Below are 16,606 nucleotides of genomic sequence, written 5' to 3'. Positions count from 1 at the left end.
TCCTAAAATTTATTTAATAGGTAAGCCAAGCTACTATTTGTTTTTTGTAAATCAGCTTGAAGGCGCTCTTGTTCGATAGCCAATGTGAGTTCATCACTGGCGGCACGAATATATTCATCTAACTGGCTAGTATTGTTTTGATAGCCGCGTTCAATGGCGTGCGTTTTTTCTTTTGCCCGTTTTAACAATGAATCTTGATAGCGTTCGATACGTTGTTCTAGGTTGTAGCGATCAACCGTTAGTGCATTTATTTTGGCGTTCATTTGTCGAAGAAGAAGATCGCGTTGCGCCTTCGCTGCGCCAAGTTGATGCTGCGCTGAAGATAATTTTTTATCTTGGCGTTTTTCCGTAAACAGTGGGATATCCATGGTGAGGTAGACGCTCAGTAAATCCGATGCCGGTTGGCCTCCCATGCCGTTGGCTTGTCGATAGCCATACATGACTTCAACACCAAATTCAGGTAGATACGCTTCGTTGGCAATATCGATGCCTGTTTCACTGCTTTTGATTAGCAAATCACTCATACGAATAGATGGGTGGTTGACTAATGCTTGGTAATTACTTTCAGGCGTTGTCGATGAATTAGCCCCTGCATTTGTCGATAAATAGCCATTCAGTACTACCCAATCAGGGTAGTTATTGGCTTGCATTGTAAAAGCATTATCGCCAACCCACTCTGACAGCTGCGCTTTGATTTTTTGCTGCATTTGTTGATTAGCTTGCAGCTTGTCATCAATCAGGCCGATTTGGAGCTGGGCTTGAATAATATCTTGGGCTTGATTTGAACCAACGCCGTAATTAGTGCTGAGGTAATGTTCAAGCTCTCTAAATAGCGTCTGATTTTGCTGTAATAAGCCATAAACGTTTTGCTGGAAAACGAGTTCGTTCCATTGAGTTGTAATCGCGTTTTCTAATTCGAGATCTCGAACATCGGCTTTCTCGCGAATGCTATTAGCTTGTTGATCACTCTGCTTCTGTTTTAAACCAAGTGTATTACCGCGACCAAACTGCTGCATTAATCCAACAGAAATATTGGTCATCGGATCGTCATCAAAGGCAAAGCTATCAACCGGTAAACCACCAACACCCACTTTGAGTTTTGGATCCATCCACTGAGAGGTTGCTACACCCATATCTTGGAGAGCATCTGCTTGATAGTGTATTTGCTGAATACCCGCGTCATGCTCGATAGCCCAACTGATTAATTGTTTAAGTTCAGTATTCGCATTCATTGATGCATTTATTTGGGCATGAGTCGGCCCTGAATTTGTTATATCCGTAGTCGCAAACACGGGCTGCGCAGTGGCTGTCATGAGTGTGAGTGCCAATACGCGGGAAAGTATGCTTGGTTGCATAAATACATCCACTTTGTAGGTTTGATCCCCATTTAAACAAGTGATTGATGGTCGACTTATTCAGAATAGGATTACTGCTTATTCAAATAATGTTCATTATCTAAATGGTTTGATTACTGCGTAGCGACATACCGGAATGTGTTCAATATTCTAGATACAGTTTTATAGCTGGCAGTAGGGTTACAGCGGGGAGTTATGCTATTGGTGGGCGAAATAAGGTTTCTGTTCGCGCTATCGGATAGAGATTAAGCGTAGATGGGATCTGGTTGGTACGAGGTAAGTGCGTAATAAAAGTGAGATTAGTCGGAATCCAACCAGAAATCACACTACATTGCGTCATGTCACAGCAAGAATCACTCATTTGCTCAGAGTGAGAAGTACAACTCATCATATTCATTGATGTTTGTACTGCTGCCGTGCTGGTCGTTGCTTGGTTTTCTCCCATCATACCGTGACAGCCCATAGGCATGTTCATCACCGTTTTAGAGGCTGCTTTTTTTGCTTCCGACGCATTCATTGATATTGATGAAAGGGTATCACTCATTGGTTCCATACTGACAGACATGCCCATTACTGGCTTTGCAATCAAACTAATGATTACAACCAGTACGACAGCAAACAAATTGTCTGAACAGTATTTAACATTCATGTTTTAGTGCTATTACCTAAGTCATGATTAACTAAGCCACAAGCATGGCTGCATAATGAGATAGTCGAAGTTTAAACCTTTCCCTAAGGGTAAGGTCAAGTGATTGAAGTATAGTAATCGTAGTATTTATTTGTGGCTCATTTTTGCGAATTAATTGAACAAAAAAGCCAACAACATGATGACAGCAAACAGCACCGCAATAACTTTCAAGAGTAACCCTATATTATTTGAACCGCCATTCGGTGGTTGATTGCAGCATCCCATTCTTATTTCCTTAATCTTAGCTGGTTATTACTAGAGGAGTAGTGGCTTAGATATAGGTATGCCTAATGATTGTATTTGTCATCGATAGATTTCTATTTTTATTACGTAAGCGATAAAAACGATGTTTCGTGCTTGAGGTTACTCTAGGGTTAAGGCGTATCGTAATGGGTTTTGTTTAAAAATATACTTTGATAATCAAACTATATAGTGTCAGTATACTTTGATTATCAAAGTATATATCTATCAAATCATTTGTTTTGTCGCATTATATGATTTCAAGATAGAACGTTTAAACGAAGTGGATATGGAGAAGTTGGTGAACACGCAATCATTAGCAGCATGGAAACATAAACATGATTTTGTCTCATTAAATCATAGCGGTGAGAGGCGAACATATTATGTGTTATGCCTAACATTCGTGATGATGGTGGCAGAGATTGTTGCGGGTACGGTATTTGGTTCTATGGCGTTACTAGCTGATGGCTGGCATATGGGTACACACGCCGCGGCATTCATGATCACGATTTTTGCCTATCGTTATGCTCGCAAACATGCGAATAGTGATGGTTTTTCTTTTGGTACTGGCAAGGTGAGTGTACTTGGAGGCTTTACCAGTGCGGTAGCCTTAGGGCTGGTGGCATTGGTTATGATGGTTGAATCATTACAGCGCTTATGGTCACCAGAGGCGATTCAATTTAATGAAGCGATTGCTGTCGCGGTATTAGGTTTAATCATCAATATTGTGAGTGTGTTTTTGCTGAAAGATGATCACCATCATGATCATTCACATCACCATCATGGGCATGCCTGCGATCATCAAGGTGAGCATCATCATGATCACAACTTGAAAGCGGCTTATTTTCACGTAATGGCAGATGCCCTTACATCATTATTGGCTATTGTCGCGCTTATTTTTGGTAAGTATTTAGGTTGGAACTGGCTTGATGCCTTAATGGGTATCGTTGGGGCGGTTATTATTACCCGTTGGGCTTATGGGCTAATGAAGCAGACGGGGCCTATATTGTTAGATCAAAGCATTGATGATGATTACCGTCAGAAAATCATCAGTCAATTAGAGGCCGATAATGATGACCGAGTCAGTGATATTCATATTTGGAAAGTCAGTGCCGATCATTATGCAGCAATGATTTCAGTCGTGAGTGCAAAGCCTAAATTGGCTGAGGAATACAAGCAATTACTGGCAAATTTCGCTAAGATTAGCCACCTGACTATTGAAGTTAATGAGTGTCGAAGTACTTAGCTTCGGCTGCGGATATTGAATGAAAGATATTGAACAGTTAAATCACACGATCATTGAATTTTACGAGAAGCTGTCATCTTGGGAGCAATCTGTTGTGCGCGGGAAAGGCTTTTCTTTGCCACAGGTACATATTGTTGAAATTCTGGGTGCTCATGGCGCAATGCGAATGAAAGAGCTGGCAGATAAAATTGGTGTAACAACAGGTACGTTAACTGTTCAAGTCGATAAAATGGTGCAGGCTGAATTAATACAGCGCCGTCCGCATGAGTCAGATCGCCGTTCTATTCTCGTTGATTTAACCGAGAAAGGGGTAGAGATGTATCAAGAGCACGATCATTTACATTTATCATTAACTCAAGATATTACCGCTAAGTTAGACGATACTGAGCGAAAAAACTTACTGATGTATCTAACAAAGATGAATCAAGAGTTTTAAGGGATCTTGGTACAGAGTGTTGAGAAATGTAAAGGAGAGGTGCCCCCTCTCCTTTATTGTTACTAGCAGTAAGTCAAATGTTCTAATTCGAGTTATGCAGTTGTTTCATCGACTTCATCTTCTATGATTTCCGCTTCAACTGTTTCGGCCGCAGGTGTTTCTGAGATTATTTCAGCTTCAACCGTTTCAGTAGTAGGCGCTTCTACGCTGACTTCCGCTTCAACGGTTTCAGTTGCAATTGTTTCAATTACAGCTGCTGTTTTTACCTCTTCCGTTTTAGTTGAGGCTAGCATTGTCGTTTTTTGAGCCATAACGGCTTCTGCTAATTGTGACTCTAAAGCGGCAACAAGGTCATTTTGACTTTTTTGGTTAGCTTTGATGGAGGCCACAACGTGTTTTCCTTGTTGAAGAACAGGTTGGTCACGTACATCACCTGAATCTAGAGCGGCACTAATATCAGTTAAGATATGCTCATAACTTAGAATATGGCGTTCATAATCTTTATCTGGCATGGCTTTTAGATTTTGTACGGCGGTTGCTATTAGCTGCGAGTGAGCAAGCTCAAAACGGGTTTCTTCTGCTTTCTGTGTAATGGAAGAAATAGCGCGAGGCTCTGTTGCAATAAATGTTTCAGACGCTTTTAGTTTTGCTTCAGCATGTCGTAATGTTTTTGGCGCGTGTTGTGCGACACCAGCCGTCTTCTGGCGTTGAAGTTCTTTTTGGTTATCAGATAAATAGATTTTTGTGATTGTTCTTACTTCTAGATTATGCTGTTTTCGAACAAGTTCCGGTTGGGATTTAATCGCTCGATCTTTATTATCGTTAGCCATGTAATCAACCAATGTTTTAAGTTGACGTTCTAGCTGCTGTGCTGTTTTAGGATAATGTTTTTTAGCATCAATTTTTTCAAGTTGTTTTCGGTAGTTTAATGCATCTTCTAATACAGTCGCCGTTTCAGCATATATTGATTTTGCTTTATTTAAATTATCTGTAAACGTATCTAATGATTCTGTTGTTGCTTGGAGGTATGTTGTAGATGTGAAAAGTCCAATGCTATTATTCATCGTTGAAGAATCAGATTCATACTCTGAAAAATATTCCTTGGCTTCTTTTAATGCGTCTTTAGCGTCGGTAATTTGACGCGTGGCAAACCATGCCAGGTCTTTAGCTCCCACTGCCTTTAATGCGCTTTCTGCGTCGTTAATCTCTGTTTTAAAAGAACTAATCTGTTCTTGTAGTTGTGCCTGATTGGTTTGTGGGTCCACATTTGCTGTAGCATCTGAATCTGATGCACAGCCTGATAACGTAATTGCCGCAGCAAGTGCAGCAATACGAAATTCCTTTTTCATAAATAAACCTTATGTGACGAAGTACATGAGAAATAAAAAACGGTCACCAATAAATTATTTATATTTTATAGCATAGTGACATAAGCTTTTATTATAAGGTTTTTAAATTCAGTCGGGAATGAAATTATATATATAATGCTAAAAACAAGATTTTAATGAAAAATTGCCATTATATTGTCAAAAAAGAGTCAATATAATGACTCCGTTGTTTCAGGGTATTCTTAGGAACTAGGGAATAAATCGACAATTATTGTATTTTTGATTCTAGATCTTTTTTGACAATTTCAAGAGCGGCAAGTGCTATTTCTGGCTTAATATCATTACTTTCTAATAAGTAAATCAGATCTACGGCAAGTTGAACGTCTTCTGGTGCATCAGAAAGAGATGAAGGGGTCTTATCTTTGGTTCTAATATCTTTTGACATAATAGAGCTCTGCGTTGACTGTTGATAATTGATCATACAGCAATGGTGTTATTTATACCCAAGTTACCTCACTCTGAGTCCTGCATCGTGAGGTATCTTGGGTATATAAACATCGAGAGCGGCATGAATATCGACTCCCGCATCATCAATTAACGACCTCGCTCGCTGTAGCCAATACTTTTTTCAATATTTGCTAATGATGAACGGCACCGAGTTAACCTACCTTCAAGTGCTAATACTTCTTTTTGCATACTTTGTTGTTCTGCGAAAGTCGCACTACGACTCAGTTGCATTTCTTTATCGCGAACCATTGCGGCTAATCGGCTTTCCCATTCTTTGTGTTTAGCCAGATCTTGGCGTAATTCATTAATGGGTTTGCGCCAACCTGCTTTTTTTCTCGGTTCGTTTTTACGAATATTTTGTGTGGCTATTTCTCGTTGAACCGCTTGAATCTGAGCGACAATACTTTCACAGATGTATTGAGTACGCGATGCGAGTAACTTTCCTGCTTGACGTTCTTTGCGTAAAACCGATATCTCATGCTGGATTTCTTTAACGCAAGGTGTCAATAATTTACTGCGACAATGAAATAACTGCTCATCAAACAAAGGGTATTTCGCTTCTTTTCGTTGGCGATCAATCTGTATCGCTTCGTGAAGGAGCTGGTCTACGATAGCTTCTAAACGTGAAAGATCAGACATAAAAAAATACCTTAATTAAAACCAAGCTTGCCAAGCAAGTTTACCAGCAAGAATAACCACCACAGTGACAAATACTGGGCGAATAAATTTAGCACCAAAACAACTTACCTAGAATGTATTAGCTGTATTCTATAACGCGTTTAAATGGTGGTAGTGAATCCAATAAGGCTTTACCGTAACGACGGTTTATTATTCTACGATCAAGCAGCACGACTCGACCCGTGTCTTCTTCTTTTCGAATTAATCTACCCACAGATTGAATCAGCTTTTTACTGGCTTCTGGCACTGAAATTTGCATAAACGGATTACCACCACAGCTTTCAATATATTCCGCATGGGCTTCTTCGACTGGTGAGGTTGGCACACCGAAAGGAATTTTTGTGATTATCAGGTTTTTTAATAAATCGCCTGGTAAATCAAGCCCTTCAGAGAAGCTTCCGGTACCAAACAAAATGCTTGGCTTACCGTTTTTACAATTATCTTTATGTTTTTTTAGAGTTATGTGGCGTGATTCTTCACCTTGTACCAATAATTCCCATTTGTTTTTCTTGGCGAGTGGGCGTAATTCATCGGCAACTTTATTCATCTGCCAGTATGATGAAAAGAGTACGAGACTGGCGGTTTCACCTTCTAAATATTCTGGCAATGTTTTGATTAGTAGATCGGTAAATTTATCAGCCTGAGGTTCAAGGGATAATGCTGGAATAACTAAGCGAGCGTTATTTTGATAATCAAACGGTGAAGCAAGGGCTAAAAAGCGCGTGCTGTCCATTTCATAGATACCCACTTGACGACAAAAGTAAGTAAATTGGTTTAAAGCACGCAGCGTTGCTGATACCAAAATGGCACCTGCCGCACGGCTCCATAATAACTGATCTAAACGGTAACCGACTTCAAGTGGTGAAACCTGAATAATATAGTCCCCTTCGTTATCAGGGTTCTTTTCTATCCAGCGTGCGAGTGGGGCACCTTTATCTTTTTTGGGCTGTGCCATCAATGCCCATACTTTTTCTAAATTTTCTAAACGTTGTAGATAAACACCTGATTCGGCAAGGGCTTGTTCACCTAAACGTTGTTGGATTTCGTTATCTTTCAAACGTTCAGAAATTAAGTCGTGTATCTTACCTAATGATTGTAAGGCTTTTTTACTGGCATCTTTGCAGCCTTTTGCTTCTTGTTCTAACCATGCTGGTAATTCACCGTGTTCAAAACGGTAGATACCGTCTTTACTGAACATACTGGCATCAACATTGTTGGCTACTTGCCGTAATGTTGGAATAAGGTGCTGAATATTTTCTAAGATAGCATCTTGGAAGCGAGCTGCTTTTTTGTATTCGGCCAGCTCTGCCAGTTTACCAATAGTTTGATTTAACTTTTCTAACCAAGTCGCTGCACCTTTTAAGCTTGATGCCGCTGAAGAGAAGTCTCGCGCGACCTTTGGTAAGTGGTGCGCTTCATCAATCACATAAATGGTTTGCTCTGGTTCGGGCAAAATCACCCCACCACCTAATTCAATATCTGCCATTAGCAAAGCATGGTTAGCAATAATGACATCGGCTTTGTCTAAGTGTTCTCTCGCTTTCGCAAATGGACAACTACGGTGCTGGGGTAAACCGGCATGGCAGCTGTGTTTATCTGCCATTATTTGTGGCCAGACACGATCTGGAATGGTTGTCGGCCAACTGTCGCGATCACCATCCCATTTACCGTCTTGAGTAGCTTTAAGCATTCTTCTTAAAAGATCTAAATCCGACTTTTTAGGTTTTTCTTCCCATAATGCCACTTGTTGGTCGTTATTTGTGGCACAACAAGCCTCTAATTTGTGGTTGCAGCAATAGCGCTGACGCCCTTTAGCCAGAATGAAGCTGAATTCTTTTGGGTAAATACGATTAAACAATGGCAAATCTTTGTTAATTAATTGTTCTTGTAATGCCACTGTTGCGGTCGAAATCAGTAACTTCTTATTATTGAAAAGTGCAAAGGGGATCCCTCCAAGCAAGTAAGCGAGTGACTTACCAATACCTGTACCTGCTTCACCCACCAACATTCGGTGTTTCTGATGATATTCACCAGCCAGTGTTTTAGCAATTTCAGCTACAAGGTAGTTCTGTGCACGACGGGGGATAAAGTTATCCAGCTGGTTTCCCAGGTTCTCATAGCATTGTTTGATATCACTTTTAATCTGACTGTGTAACATCACTGAAACTTCATAATGGTAAGGAAGGGCATTATAGCACGAAGCTCTAAATGTGAGCGGAGACTAATTTCTGTATATTTTATAAATAAAGTGCGACGGATATCACGAAATTAGATTGAACCTTATAAAACAGTTATCTAAATATACCAAAGCAGAATAAAAAAACTATAAAAACCGGTGTTTTATAATATTAAAGGCCTGGTTTTAGTGCGTAATAATCATTATTTCAGTGTTTTATCCTGTTTATTGCAGTTTGGAAATTAGGTTGATCTGGTGGGTTTTACTGCAATTAGCGGTCATCATGTGGCCCTTTTATATTTATATCTTTGTTTTTTAATGAGTTTTATGTTTTTTGTTTTTTAATTTAGAGTATTTGACACGTAGAATGAAACTCTGTCAGGATGAGCTCAACAAGTTACTCGCTCTTGGTATACTTTTTCTGTTTACATTTCAAACAGAGAGTTAGCCGAGGGAATATAAGAAAAGGAATTCTTTAAACGGAATTTCACTCTAAATAATAAAAGGCAGTGGATTATCATGAAAAAGACTCTTGTAGCACTAGCAATTCTAACAGCAGCTGGTTCAGCAAATGCGGGCATCAACCTATATGATGCAGACGGCGTTAAAGTCGATCTGTCTGGCGCGGCTGAAGTTCAATACCACCAGGGCTTTGCTAAATCAGTAGATAAAACAGATACAAATGCTAAAGGTCTGACTGAAGCTGACGGTGAAATCCGCCTTGATGATGGTGATATCGCATTCAACACAACAGTTGCAGTTTCTGACAACATGAACGCAGTTGCTGCTCTTGCGTTTGAAATGGAAAGTGGCAAAGTTACTAACGATGAACTATGGGTTGGTATTTCTGGTGACTTCGGTACAATGACTTTCGGTCGTCAATACCTGATCGCGGATGATTCTGGTATCGGTAAAGACATCGAACTAGGTGGTGAAGCGATTGACTTTGTTGTCGCTGACGGTGACCAAACTGTTAAATATGTATTCGACAATGGCCAGTTCTATGCTGGTGTGTCTGCACTACTGAATTCTGATGGTAAAGACCAAACATCTGATGAAGGCCAGGTTATTGACGGTCGTCTAGGTGCGCGTTTCGGTGATCTAGATGCACGTGTATACCTATATTCTTCAGAAGATATGTCTGGCGCAAATTCATCTCGTGACGGCTTCAACCTAGAAGCTGAATACAACATCAATGCATTCAGCCTAGCTGCTTCTTATGGCCAAATCGAAGATGAAACATCAGCTAAAGCGAAGACTGACATTGACGTAATCATGCTTGCTGGTTCATACACTATGAACAAGACAACATTTGCTGGTGGTTACAACAACTACAGCGTTGATACTTCAGGTACTGACGATATCAACACTTTCTACGCTAACGTTACTCAGCAGCTTCACAGCAACGTGAAAGTTTACGGTGAAGTAGGTTACACTGATCTAGAATACACAGATGTGTTAACTAACAAGAAAGTTGATGATGGCTTCGGTTATGTAGTGGGTATGGAAGTAACTTTCTAAGATTGATTCAATCTAAGATAACTTCTTAAGAAAGCCGCCTTTTTGGCGGCTTTCTGCTATCTACACCCCATTCATTTTGTTTCTTTTTATTTATTGTTTAATGCTATGCAGTCTAAGTACAAAATAGTGGCAAAATGAATGGGTATATTATTTGCCGTTTTACGAAAGGATTTATTAACATGAAAAAATGTGTGCTTTTAACATCGTTGGCAATCATGGCGTTTGTGAGTGCTGGAGCGCAAGCTGCAACTCTATCGACCAGTAAGAATATTGAGTTGTTAGTGGTTGATGGTAAAAAGGTGGAATCGTCTTATTGGTCACCCACTGAGAGTGTGGAACTGGCCGATGGTAAACATCAAATCGTTGTTCGCTTTGATGGTGAAGTAAAAAATGGCTCAAAAAATACCATTTACACCACACGCCCTTATTTGTTTGATCTTAATGTCGCAGATAAAGATGCCAAGGTTGTATTGCCAACATTGACGACACTTTCACAAACTACGGCTTACTTTGAACGTGGTGCAGATTGGGCTCTGGAATATACCGATGGCTCAAAAGAAGTGCTTAAAACCGTAGAGCTGAAAGGTGATGGTTTTGGCTCTTTCAGTAATATGGAAGAGTTAGTTGCTAAGTACAACAGTAAGCATGGCATTGTATTTGAGCAAGGCTATGCGGTTGATTTAGAACAAGTCGCAGTGATGGTCGATGAGGCAGGAAAAATAGAAATCACGGGTGATTCTTTAACTCAGCTTAAAATGTGGTATACCAAGGCATCAACCAAAGAAAAGAAAGCATTTAAGGTTTGGGCAGCAGAGCATGATTTTAACTAACAGTTAACAGTTAATAGGGGCAGGAGTACGAGTCCTTTATTCGCACTTTGTTTTTAAGCCGTTAACAAGATGAGGGCGAGGGGTCTAAAAAGATTCGTTGCCCTTTTCTTGTTTGTTGCTTTTTTCTTGCTTAGGGGGGGACTGGCTATGTAATGCCTAATCATGATGATAACGGCTATGATCACAACAAGCATGGCAGCGCGGTTGTGCAGGATCGGCTTTTAGCTCTGATTCATCAATTTCTTCTTCGCAATCGACACATAAGCCATACATGCCTAATTTTATTGAGCATACCGCGGCATCCACTTTTTCCATTCGAATAGCCAGATCAAACAAGTTAGGAATAAAAGAGGATTTTGCCATCATGATCAGGTTATTAAGATCGGCATTTTCAATAGCTAATGCTGATGGTACTAGTGTATTGAGCTGCATTTCGTGTTTGAGATCTTTTGAGAGCATCAGATGCTCTTGTTCTAGGTTACTTTGCAATTCTTGGTAAATAATGTCTGACGTTGTCATAGCTGCTTTATTTTCTTAGTGGTGGTGAATTCAGTCTAGATCGCATTTATTCTTTGATTGTGATTTGAATCAAACCTTTATGACTCTTTGCTCGAATACCCTCATTTTCCTTCGGTTTTTGTCACTTTCTTTATTCGCTATAGTAGCCAGACAATAAATGGAGCTCGAAGAAGCTTCGAATCGAAATTTTATCAGTCGCTCAAAATAGTCGAAGAAGGAAGTATAAAATGGAACAGGATTTTAAAGACCCGTACAATTTCACCTATTTTGTTGGTTTTTTAGCAGTATTATTAATTCCGACTCTACCAGCAAGTTTAACATTAATCGGTATGTTTACGCGTTAATGTTGCGCCTGTCATTTGTACAATTAGGTATAGTTACTCGCGTCCCTTGTTATTGCCTGTTGTACAGATGATTATCACACTTACAAATGGAGACTGTCTCTCTTTTCTCTTTTCTCTTTATTATATTCGATTAATTTTAGGCTGCGTTTTTTGTTACTTGGCATTAGAATCAGAAAATGTCGTACTCTGGAGTAGATAATGAGGGATTTGATTAAACGGACATTGCTGATAACGACAGGTTGGATTTGTGTTGTACTCGGTGTTATCGGTATCTTTCTGCCTTTATTACCCACTACGCCATTTCTATTGTTAGCGAGTGCCTGTTTCATGCGAGGTTCGCCGCGTTTAAGTCGTTGGCTACATAGGCATCCTCATTTTGGTCCCCTTTTAAACAATTGGCACCAACATCGTGCTGTATCTACTGTTGTAAAACGTCGAGCAAATATTTCGATAGTGCTGAGTTTTGCTTTTTCAATTTATATCGTCCCGCTTCTTTGGCATAAAATGATGCTGATTGTGATCGCTGCGACACTCCTTATTTGGTTTAATCGATTGCCTGTAATGGAGTCGGTTGCTACAACTCAAGAAAAGCAATAAAATTGCTGGCTGTAAGAATACCAAACTGAACCATTCTCTTTGATTAAGCAGATAATCATTCAGTTTGGTATTTTTGTTTAAGCCTGCCAACGCTGGCATTTACTTCGCTTTTAGCATTCAACTCGTAGAGTATATTGGGTGCGTGGAAAACTACTATGACTAAAGAAACCGTAAATAACGAACAACTAACGTTGATTAGAAACAGTATTAAATCAATTTCTGATTACCCTAAGCCAGGTATCTTATTCCGTGATGTAACAAGCCTGATGGAAGATCCTGAAGCTTATCGTGCCACTATGCAGGTGCTGATTGAGCGTTACAGCAATACAGGAATTACCAAGGTCATTGGTACTGAAGCGCGTGGTTTTCTGTTTGGTGCTCCTTTAGCATTAGAGTTAGGTGTGGGTTTTGTGCCAGTGCGTAAACCGGGTAAATTACCACGCGAAGTTATTTCTGAAAGCTATGAATTGGAATACGGCAAAGACATACTTGAAATTCACGTCGATGCTATTGTAGAAGGTGACAAGGTTCTGCTTGTTGATGATCTACTCGCAACTGGCGGTACAATTGAAGCGACAACAAAGCTAGCCCGTCGTTTAGGCGGTGTGGTTGAAGATGCTGCGTTTGTTATTAATTTGCCAGACATTGGCGGTGCAGAGCGTTTAAAAGGCATTGGCCTGAATGTATTTAGCATTTGTGATTTCGACGGCCATTAATGGTTGTTAGAATCATTAAACGCAGTGATTACGATAGCTAATTATTTCCTCTAGCCAGAATTACCTAAATCTGGCTAATGATTGGGCGCTCATCATTGCGCCCTCTCGCTCAAATACCCTCTCTGTGCTAGCATTGAATTCTTGATTTTGTAGGGCTATACGACATGAGTTATCAGGTTCTGGCACGGAAATGGCGACCGTATCAATTTAGTGATGTAGTAGGGCAGTCACATGTATTAACTGCATTGTCTAACGCTCTCGCGCACAACCGTCTTCACCACGCATATTTATTTAGTGGTACCCGAGGTGTAGGTAAAACCTCTATTGCACGAATTTTTGCCAAAGGGCTTAACTGTGAACAAGGGATTACTGCAACACCTTGTGGGCAATGTGGTACGTGTAAAGAAATTGATGAGGGACGTTTTGTTGATCTATTAGAGATCGATGCGGCATCAAGAACGAAAGTAGAAGATACGCGTGAGTTACTTGATAACGTTCAGTATAAGCCTGCACGTGGCCGTTTTAAGGTGTACTTAATTGATGAAGTGCACATGTTATCTCGTCATAGTTTTAACGCCTTATTAAAGACGCTAGAAGAGCCACCGGAATACGTTAAATTTATTCTCGCAACCACTGACCCTCAAAAGTTGCCAGTGACGATTTTATCTCGCTGTTTGCAGTTTCATCTAAAGCATTTAGACAATGATCAGATTCAAAGCCAGTTATCAAACGTATTAACTCAAGAAAATGTTGATTTTGAACCGAAAGCATTAAGCCTATTATCACGTGCTGCCGAAGGTAGTATGCGTGATGCATTAAGTTTGACTGACCAAGCGATAGCGCTGGGTAATGGCCAAGTTCATGCTGATTCGGTTTCAATGATGTTGGGTACGTTAAATACAGATCAAGCATTGTTTTTGTTAGAGGCTGTTTCTGGCGGTCAAGCGAATACAGCGATGGGTGGGCTTGAAGAACTCGCGAGTGTGGGTGTGGAATGGGATAGTTTACTACGTGAATTAGCCGCACAATTACACCGTGTTGCCATGCATCAGGCATTACCGGCAGCATTAGATATGAGTGCCCCTGATGCTGATCGTATTATTGCGCTTAGTTCAGCAATGACCCCACAAGATGTTCAGCTGTGTTATCAAATTGCGTTGCAAGGTCGTCAAGATTTAGCGTTCGCACCTGATGGCCGTATAGGGCTAGAGATGGTGTTGCTGCGCATGTTGGCGTTCAGACCGGTATCGGGTAGTGGGATTACACCTCAATCTATTAATGTACCAGCAAGTGAGCCTGCTGCGCCTCAACAAGGTATGCAGCGTGTTCAAGCATTAAAAGCACAGATGGGGTCGCAGCCACAAGCCGCTACTTCACAAGTCGCTACTTCACAAGTTGTAGCACCACACGTTATCGCTCCACAACATAGTGAGCAACAATTAGCGGCTAGTCCAAGTTCTATTCAGGAATCAGCGGGTACAGTACCGGCTGAGCAGTCTGCAGCACCACAAAATATACCGCCAGCACAACCACGTTCAGCAGCTTCTGGTTTACTGGCTGCGCGTAACAAGTTACGAAGCCAGTCAAAACGTGGTAATGAAGAGCAACCTGTAAAAAAGGGTGAACCGGCGCCAGCTAAAAAAGTCGCAACGAATGTGTTAGACCGTATTGCCAACAAGCATGCGGGGATACGTGTTCCTACCACAGGAAACACTGCAACTAACAGTGCGATGCCGGCGTCGATGATAGCGACTCATGCAAATGGTACTCAAGCAAATGTGCCTGAGAAAAAAGATGAGTATCAGTGGAAACCGATGCAACCAGTAACACCTGAAGAAGATACCAAGCTTGAGGTTGCCCCGCGTAAATTAAAGCAAGCGTTAGAGCATGAAAAAACACCTGAAATGGCGAAATTACTTGTCAAAGAAGCGGCAAATCAGGATAGTTGGTCCGATTTAGTGACTAAGCTAAATGTAGGACGGTTAGTTCAACAACTAGCGTTAAATTCAGCGTTTGAACAAGATAACAATCAGGTTACTTTGTATTTACGTCAATCGCAGAGTCACCTAGATAACCCGAAAGCACGAGAGCAGCTAGCGCAAGCAATTGGCGAGCTACAGAGTGTAGACATTGATTTAAAGATTGAGCTGAGTGGTAAAGGTCAGACGCCACTGGAATGGCGAGAAGGGCTTTATCAGCAGAAGCTGGGTCAAGCAAAAGAAAGTTTAGAAAGTGATGCTAATGTCACTTTTATCCGCCAGCGCTTTGCCGCAGTGTTGGATGAAGACAGTATTAGGCCATTGTAATGTAGCGAATTGCTACAGAGCATAATGAATTTCAACCAGACCAATAGAGAGAGATAATATGTTTGGTAAAGGTGGTATGGGTAACATGATGAAGCAAGCGCAGCAAATGCAAGAGCGCATGCAGAAAATGCAAGAAGAAGTCGCAAATATGGAAGTTACTGGAGAGTCTGGTGCTGGCCTTGTAAAAGTGACTATTACGGGCAATCACAGTGTTCGTCGTGTTCAGCTAGATGATAGCTTAATGGAAGACGACAAAGACATGTTAGAAGATCTTATTGCTGCGGCATTTAACGATGCTTCACGTCGTGTTGAAGAAACGCAGAAAGAAAAAATGGCAGGTGTTACTGGCGGTATGAATTTACCAGCTGGCTTTAAGATGCCATTTTAATCAATGCGAACCAGTCATTTACTGGAACAATTAATGGAGGCCTTACGTTGTCTACCTGGGGTTGGCCCCAAGTCGGCGCAGCGTATGGCCTTCAATTTGTTGCAGCGAAATCGCCAAGGCGGTTTACAGCTTGCTGATGCATTAAATCGCGCAATGACTGATATTGGTCATTGTCGTGATTGCCGTACATTCACTGAAGATGACATTTGTGCAGTTTGTGCGAATCCTCGTCGTCAGGAAAATGGTCAGATCTGTGTGGTAGAAAGCCCTGCAGATATTGTTGCGGTTGAATCAACAGGGCAGTTTTCTGGTCGTTACTTTGTATTGATGGGTCACTTATCGCCATTAGATGGTATAGGCCCTTCAGATATCGGCTTAGATACCCTTGAGTTCCGCCTACAAAAAGAAACGATAGCTGAATTAATTTTGGCGACGAATCCTACTGTAGAGGGTGAAGCAACTGCGCATTATATTGCCGAGCTTTGCCATGAATACGGTGTACCAGCAACGCGTATTGCACATGGTGTACCAGTCGGTGGTGAACTAGAACTTGTTGATGGAACAACCCTTTCTCATTCATTGGCGGGTCGCCAGAAACTGAACTAATTGCTTAGCAATGTACATTAGACCTTTCGATGGAATTGAACAGAGTTCGTAATAGATACCAATCATAGAGACAATCTGTGGTTGGTATTTTTTTGTCTTTTGGTTACTACTTTAAAATCATTAGT

16 protein-coding genes are annotated in these 16,606 nt (G+C 40.9%); 9 read left to right on the top strand and 7 right to left on the bottom strand.

Annotation, left to right across the window (positions count from 1 at the left end):
• Nucleotides 1-2 precede the first annotated feature (2 nt).
• Entirely contained in the window at nt 3-1,355 is a 1,353-nt protein-coding gene (locus C9J12_RS01280) for a TolC family protein (RefSeq protein ID WP_107241055.1), read from the bottom strand.
• A 193-nt stretch (nt 1,356-1,548) separates the two neighbouring features.
• Entirely contained in the window at nt 1,549-2,004 is a 456-nt protein-coding gene (locus tag C9J12_RS01275) for a hypothetical protein (protein WP_227876241.1), read from the bottom strand.
• Between the two features lie 568 nt (nt 2,005-2,572).
• On the opposite strand from C9J12_RS01275, the gene dmeF reads away from it, so the two are divergent.
• The gene (gene dmeF / locus C9J12_RS01270; protein ID WP_107241054.1) at nt 2,573-3,529 is read left to right on the top strand and encodes a CDF family Co(II)/Ni(II) efflux transporter DmeF; all 957 of its coding nucleotides are present in this window, start codon (nt 2,573-2,575) and stop codon (nt 3,527-3,529) included.
• 19 nt (nt 3,530-3,548) lie between these two features.
• Nucleotides 3,549-3,965 carry a MarR family winged helix-turn-helix transcriptional regulator gene (locus C9J12_RS01265; protein WP_107241053.1) on the top strand — a complete coding sequence of 139 codons (417 nt, stop codon included), beginning with the start codon at nt 3,549-3,551 and terminating at the stop codon, nt 3,963-3,965.
• Nucleotides 3,966-4,057: 92 nt separating this feature from the next.
• On the opposite strand, the gene C9J12_RS01260 is transcribed toward C9J12_RS01265, so the two are convergent.
• The 4 genes from C9J12_RS01260 to dinG form a co-directional block, all read right to left on the bottom strand.
• Entirely contained in the window at nt 4,058-5,314 is a 1,257-nt protein-coding gene (locus C9J12_RS01260) for a hypothetical protein (protein WP_107241052.1), read from the bottom strand.
• A gap of 247 nt (nt 5,315-5,561) precedes the next feature.
• Nucleotides 5,562-5,738 (bottom strand): pleiotropic regulatory protein RsmS, encoded by a 177-nt coding sequence (gene rsmS, locus C9J12_RS01255; protein WP_107241213.1) that lies wholly within the window; start codon nt 5,736-5,738, stop codon nt 5,562-5,564.
• A gap of 149 nt (nt 5,739-5,887) precedes the next feature.
• On the bottom strand, nt 5,888-6,439 hold the full coding sequence (priC, locus tag C9J12_RS01250) for a primosomal replication protein PriC (protein ID WP_107241051.1): 552 nt from the start codon (nt 6,437-6,439) through the stop codon (nt 5,888-5,890).
• Nucleotides 6,440-6,557: 118 nt separating this feature from the next.
• A complete protein-coding gene (gene dinG, locus C9J12_RS01245; protein WP_107241050.1) occupies nt 6,558-8,636 on the bottom strand; it encodes an ATP-dependent DNA helicase DinG in 2,079 nt (692 codons plus the stop codon).
• A gap of 537 nt (nt 8,637-9,173) precedes the next feature.
• On the opposite strand from dinG, the gene C9J12_RS01240 reads away from it, so the two are divergent.
• Complete coding sequence (locus tag C9J12_RS01240; RefSeq protein WP_107241049.1) at nt 9,174-10,175, top strand: porin; 1,002 nt, start codon at nt 9,174-9,176, stop codon at nt 10,173-10,175.
• Nucleotides 10,176-10,354: 179 nt separating this feature from the next.
• The gene (locus C9J12_RS01235; RefSeq protein ID WP_107241048.1) at nt 10,355-11,005 is read left to right on the top strand and encodes a YccT family protein; all 651 of its coding nucleotides are present in this window, start codon (nt 10,355-10,357) and stop codon (nt 11,003-11,005) included.
• A gap of 156 nt (nt 11,006-11,161) precedes the next feature.
• Here the strand turns inward: C9J12_RS01235 and C9J12_RS01230 are convergent, their stop codons facing one another.
• Entirely contained in the window at nt 11,162-11,524 is a 363-nt protein-coding gene (locus C9J12_RS01230; RefSeq protein WP_107241047.1) for a TraR/DksA C4-type zinc finger protein, read from the bottom strand.
• Between the two features lie 542 nt (nt 11,525-12,066).
• On the opposite strand from C9J12_RS01230, the gene C9J12_RS01225 reads away from it, so the two are divergent.
• From C9J12_RS01225 to recR, 5 genes are all read left to right on the top strand, one after another.
• Nucleotides 12,067-12,465, top strand: coding sequence for a YbaN family protein (locus C9J12_RS01225; RefSeq protein WP_107241046.1), 399 nt, complete (start codon nt 12,067-12,069; stop codon nt 12,463-12,465).
• 155 nt (nt 12,466-12,620) lie between these two features.
• On the top strand, nt 12,621-13,181 hold the full coding sequence (gene apt / locus C9J12_RS01220) for an adenine phosphoribosyltransferase (RefSeq protein ID WP_041393955.1): 561 nt from the start codon (nt 12,621-12,623) through the stop codon (nt 13,179-13,181).
• 164 nt (nt 13,182-13,345) lie between these two features.
• Complete coding sequence (gene dnaX / locus C9J12_RS01215; RefSeq protein ID WP_107241045.1) at nt 13,346-15,487, top strand: DNA polymerase III subunit gamma/tau; 2,142 nt, start codon at nt 13,346-13,348, stop codon at nt 15,485-15,487.
• Nucleotides 15,488-15,545: 58 nt separating this feature from the next.
• The gene (locus tag C9J12_RS01210) at nt 15,546-15,875 is read left to right on the top strand and encodes a YbaB/EbfC family nucleoid-associated protein (RefSeq protein WP_006231083.1); all 330 of its coding nucleotides are present in this window, start codon (nt 15,546-15,548) and stop codon (nt 15,873-15,875) included.
• A gap of 3 nt (nt 15,876-15,878) precedes the next feature.
• Nucleotides 15,879-16,481: a recombination mediator RecR gene (recR, locus tag C9J12_RS01205; RefSeq protein ID WP_107241044.1), complete on the top strand. Its 603-nt coding sequence runs from the start codon at nt 15,879-15,881 to the stop codon at nt 16,479-16,481.
• The last annotated feature ends 125 nt before the right edge of the window (nt 16,482-16,606 follow it).

It is taken from the genome of Photobacterium frigidiphilum (assembly GCF_003025615.1).
GTDB lineage: Bacteria > Pseudomonadota > Gammaproteobacteria > Enterobacterales > Vibrionaceae > Photobacterium > Photobacterium frigidiphilum.
The sequence above is the reverse complement of the archived record's forward strand: the minus strand, read 5'-3'. Positions and strand labels throughout refer to the sequence as shown.

What these genes read in the sequence shown, in the direction of transcription:
- C9J12_RS01280 (WP_107241055.1), bottom strand. Translation starts at nt 1,355, where the DNA reads ATGCAACCAAGCATACTTTCCCGCGTATTGGCACTCACACTCATGACA.
- C9J12_RS01275 (WP_227876241.1), bottom strand. Translation starts at nt 2,004, where the DNA reads ATGAATGTTAAATACTGTTCAGACAATTTGTTTGCTGTCGTACTGGTT.
- dmeF (WP_107241054.1), top strand. Translation starts at nt 2,573, where the DNA reads ATGGAGAAGTTGGTGAACACGCAATCATTAGCAGCATGGAAACATAAA.
- C9J12_RS01265 (WP_107241053.1), top strand. Translation starts at nt 3,549, where the DNA reads ATGAAAGATATTGAACAGTTAAATCACACGATCATTGAATTTTACGAG.
- C9J12_RS01260 (WP_107241052.1), bottom strand. Translation starts at nt 5,314, where the DNA reads ATGAAAAAGGAATTTCGTATTGCTGCACTTGCTGCGGCAATTACGTTA.
- rsmS (WP_107241213.1), bottom strand. Translation starts at nt 5,738, where the DNA reads ATGTCAAAAGATATTAGAACCAAAGATAAGACCCCTTCATCTCTTTCT.
- priC (WP_107241051.1), bottom strand. Translation starts at nt 6,439, where the DNA reads ATGTCTGATCTTTCACGTTTAGAAGCTATCGTAGACCAGCTCCTTCAC.
- dinG (WP_107241050.1), bottom strand. Translation starts at nt 8,636, where the DNA reads ATGTTACACAGTCAGATTAAAAGTGATATCAAACAATGCTATGAGAAC.
- C9J12_RS01240 (WP_107241049.1), top strand. Translation starts at nt 9,174, where the DNA reads ATGAAAAAGACTCTTGTAGCACTAGCAATTCTAACAGCAGCTGGTTCA.
- C9J12_RS01235 (WP_107241048.1), top strand. Translation starts at nt 10,355, where the DNA reads ATGAAAAAATGTGTGCTTTTAACATCGTTGGCAATCATGGCGTTTGTG.
- C9J12_RS01230 (WP_107241047.1), bottom strand. Translation starts at nt 11,524, where the DNA reads ATGACAACGTCAGACATTATTTACCAAGAATTGCAAAGTAACCTAGAA.
- C9J12_RS01225 (WP_107241046.1), top strand. Translation starts at nt 12,067, where the DNA reads ATGAGGGATTTGATTAAACGGACATTGCTGATAACGACAGGTTGGATT.
- apt (WP_041393955.1), top strand. Translation starts at nt 12,621, where the DNA reads ATGACTAAAGAAACCGTAAATAACGAACAACTAACGTTGATTAGAAAC.
- dnaX (WP_107241045.1), top strand. Translation starts at nt 13,346, where the DNA reads ATGAGTTATCAGGTTCTGGCACGGAAATGGCGACCGTATCAATTTAGT.
- C9J12_RS01210 (WP_006231083.1), top strand. Translation starts at nt 15,546, where the DNA reads ATGTTTGGTAAAGGTGGTATGGGTAACATGATGAAGCAAGCGCAGCAA.
- recR (WP_107241044.1), top strand. Translation starts at nt 15,879, where the DNA reads ATGCGAACCAGTCATTTACTGGAACAATTAATGGAGGCCTTACGTTGT.